The following is a 3125-nucleotide window of genomic DNA, read 5'->3' as shown; positions in this document are numbered from 1 at the left end:
TGGTTTTCATTTTTGCTCAAGGGTTTGAAAAAAAGCTTTTTTATGACGCTATTTCATGCCTGTCGTGGGTGGCGCTTATTAATCAAATAAGTCTTTTTGATGGACTTTTTGTGCCTTGGGTTGTGTGTGGACTAAAGGCTTTTGTTTGGTTGTTGGCCGGTGTTTTTTATTGGATGAATATTCGCATGGAAGTTGTCCATGCGTATGTGCATTTTTTCCTTAATATGCAGCCCGATGAGCCTTTGCATACCAAAATAAATGGGGTTGAATTTCTTAATATTCGTATTTTGTGTAAACGTTTTTTTGCCATTTTAGCCTTTGTTTGTGCGCTGCAAATGGGTACTCGGGCCTACCTTTTGTACCACAAAACCTCAGGTCGACAGCTTCTGTTTACGGTTATTCGCTCGCTGTAAGTGGATTTTTTCGATCTGTAACCAATTAAGGGCGGCGGAAGTGTCTTTTTTTAGAAAAATGCCTTATTTGGCCTGGTTATAAAATAAAAATACGACATTATTTTGTTTTGGTATTCTGAAAGAGATTTTTAAATTTAAAAAAGGATTTTGTATGTTTAAAAAAGCTTTTTTACTCTTTTTTTCTGTGGCTAGTTTTCTTGTCTGTGCGGCTGATGAACCGGTTGTTGAACCTGGTTTAAGTTCTTCAGATGTTCCTGCGGTTGATACTTCAAAGCAAACAGATTATTTGGTTTCAGGGGAATCAATGGTCGGAGTAGCCGGAGCAGAAGGGCTCTTTTTTCCCTATTTTTCTGCAGATGTTTTTGATAAGGCGAATACGATTGTTTCTGTTTCGTACGCAGACCTTTCCTGGGTAAAAGTTGGATACCAACGAGCTGATTTTGGATTAAAAGACAATGTATTTTTTCGGGCAATTAGTGCTGCGTTAAAGCAAAAAAAATCAGTAAATATCGGCTTTCTAGCAACGCATAATCGCCTTGAATCATTTGTTGTACAAATTATTTTTAAAGGGAACGATGCGCCTTCGGTTGCGGTTTATTCGCTCGCTCCTGCGTGTCCTGAGTGGATGGCATCGGTGGTTGCGCTTGGCTTGCATTTTAAATCATCAAACGCTTGGGAGATTCACATCCCGTCGTTTTCTGGGCTTGCAAAAATTGCAGTTGCGCTTGGTGGTGCAGTCTTTGTCAAAAGAAATTGGCAAGTTGTTCGTCATCCCGTGGTTTCGTTTCAATCCTGGCAACAAAAAAGAGAGGATCAAAAAAAAGAAGATGCTCGTCTTGAAAGAGTTGCTGCAAAAAAAGCTCGAATCCAACAAGCCAGACAAGCTGCAGCTGAGCAAAGAAAAGCTGCTGATGATGCGCAAGCAAATCGATTATATGAAAAATTTAATACGGAAAAAACAAGCGACGACGCAGTTTTTGCGGCGGAAGATGCGGTTACTTTGACACCCGATCAAGAAGCAAAAATGAAGAGTCTTTTGCTCAAGCGATCGCGACGAGAGCAGCGCGAAGGGAAAATTATAAATCCTAATATTTTTAAAGCGCTGGCTTCTTACAAAGATGAGGAAATAATAAAACTTAATAGTTTGCATCAATATTTTTATTCTATTGCGCCAAAGCATGCAGGCGATGATGGCGCATTTTCGCCTGAGCAAACCTTAGCGAAAGAGGTTTTAACAAAAGCCTTTAAGTTGGTTGCTGAAAATTTTATAAAAGAAATGATTGAAGGTTTTATTGCTGCTATTAAAGCTCTTGATCAAGATCAATTAAGACTAACAACTGTAGGTTTTCAGGAAAAAATTCTGGAGCTTAAAAAACTTTACGAGCAAATTTGTCGGGATAGCTTTCCAGAAGAAGAAGAAGAGTAATTCTTTAGTTATTTAATCAAGAGGGACCACGAAAAGCGCGGGGTCCCTCTTTTTGCTTTTTGTGAGACTGTGCTGCTTACAAAGTTGTGCTACACTGTGGCGAATATTTTTATTTTTTCTACAAAAGCGCACAAAAATGGAAGTACAAAAAATTCATAATTTGGTAATTATTGGAGCTGGTCCTGCGGGGTTAACGGCTGGGATTTATGCAGGCCGTGCGGGTTTAGAGCCGATTATCATCGAGGGTAATTTACCAGGTGGTCAGCTCATGACAACAACGACCGTTGAAAATTGGCCCGGGGAGATTTCGATTTTTGGTACAGATTTAATGATTAAAGTTCGTGAACATGCGGCAGCGTATGGTGCGCAGTTGGTGAGCGGAACAGTGACTCGAGTGAATTTTGGAAAACCTCCCTTTGAAGTTGCGTTGGATGATGGACAAATTTTTTTTGCAAAATCAATTATTATCGCTAATGGATCGTCACATAAAAAGCTTGGGTGTGCAGGAGAGCAAGAGTATTTTGGCCGGGGTGTAACGGTGTGCGCAACCTGTGATGCGCCATTTTATAAAGGCAAAAAAGTTGTTGTTGTTGGTGGTGGCAACAGCGCGATGACCGAGGCTGAGCATTTAACGCATTTTGCATCACAGGTAACAATTCTTCAGCTGCCTGCAGAAATTACGGCAACAGATCCGATCAAAGATAAAGTATTGGCTCATCCGAATGTTTCTGCGATTTGTAATGCAAAAACAACAGAAATTATTGGCAGTGGTGACGCTGTGACTGGATTGCGTTATCAAAATACTCAAACGGGAGAGATGCATGAAATTTCTTGTGAAGGAGTGTTTGTAGCAATCGGGCTCAATCCGAATACCAGTTTGTATAAAAATCAACTTGAACTCACGTCGTGGGGACATATCAAATTGTTTGGGGCAACAAAAACAAGTGTAGAAGGAATTTTTGCTGCAGGGGATATCGCAGATGGTGTTTATCAGCAAGCAATTAGTTCATCGGGAGACGGCTGCAAGGCTGCGCTTGATGCTCAAAGATATCTTTCAAAGCTCTAAATTTTTATGTAGGTCTTGCGAAATACGCATTGAATCGATATCTATTCAATCGGTCTGAGGGTGGTGAAAATTTTCGTTGGGGTTACAAATATGTACTGGCGTAAATTGAGAGTGATATTAATTTGTATTGTATTAGCGATATCGTCTTTGGGAGCCGTTAATTTTTTGCTGCCAGATGAAACGTATGAAGAAATTAAAAGCTCCGGAATTACTTTTTTGT

2 protein-coding genes are annotated in these 3125 nt (G+C 40.0%); both read left to right on the top strand.

Annotation, left to right across the window (positions count from 1 at the left end):
- Positions 1 to 564: 564 nt before the first annotated feature.
- Entirely contained in the window at positions 565 to 1839 is a 1275-nt protein-coding gene (locus FJ366_04250) for a hypothetical protein (protein MBM3894777.1), read from the top strand.
- Positions 1840 to 1975: 136 nt separating this feature from the next.
- Positions 1976 to 2905, top strand: a complete 930-nt coding sequence (locus FJ366_04245) for a thioredoxin-disulfide reductase (GenBank protein ID MBM3894776.1) — start codon at positions 1976 to 1978, stop codon at positions 2903 to 2905.
- The last annotated feature ends 220 nt before the right edge of the window (positions 2906 to 3125 follow it).

The organism is Candidatus Dependentiae bacterium (genome assembly GCA_016871815.1).
Classification (GTDB): Bacteria; Babelota; Babeliae; order Babelales.
This window is presented reverse-complemented; position numbering and strand designations above follow the sequence as displayed.

Bases quoted from the DNA above. Each gene is read 5' to 3' on its own strand.
- FJ366_04250 (MBM3894777.1), top strand. From the start codon at position 565: ATGTTTAAAAAAGCTTTTTTACTCTTTTTTTCTGTGGCTAGTTTTCTT.
- FJ366_04245 (MBM3894776.1), top strand. From the start codon at position 1,976: ATGGAAGTACAAAAAATTCATAATTTGGTAATTATTGGAGCTGGTCCT.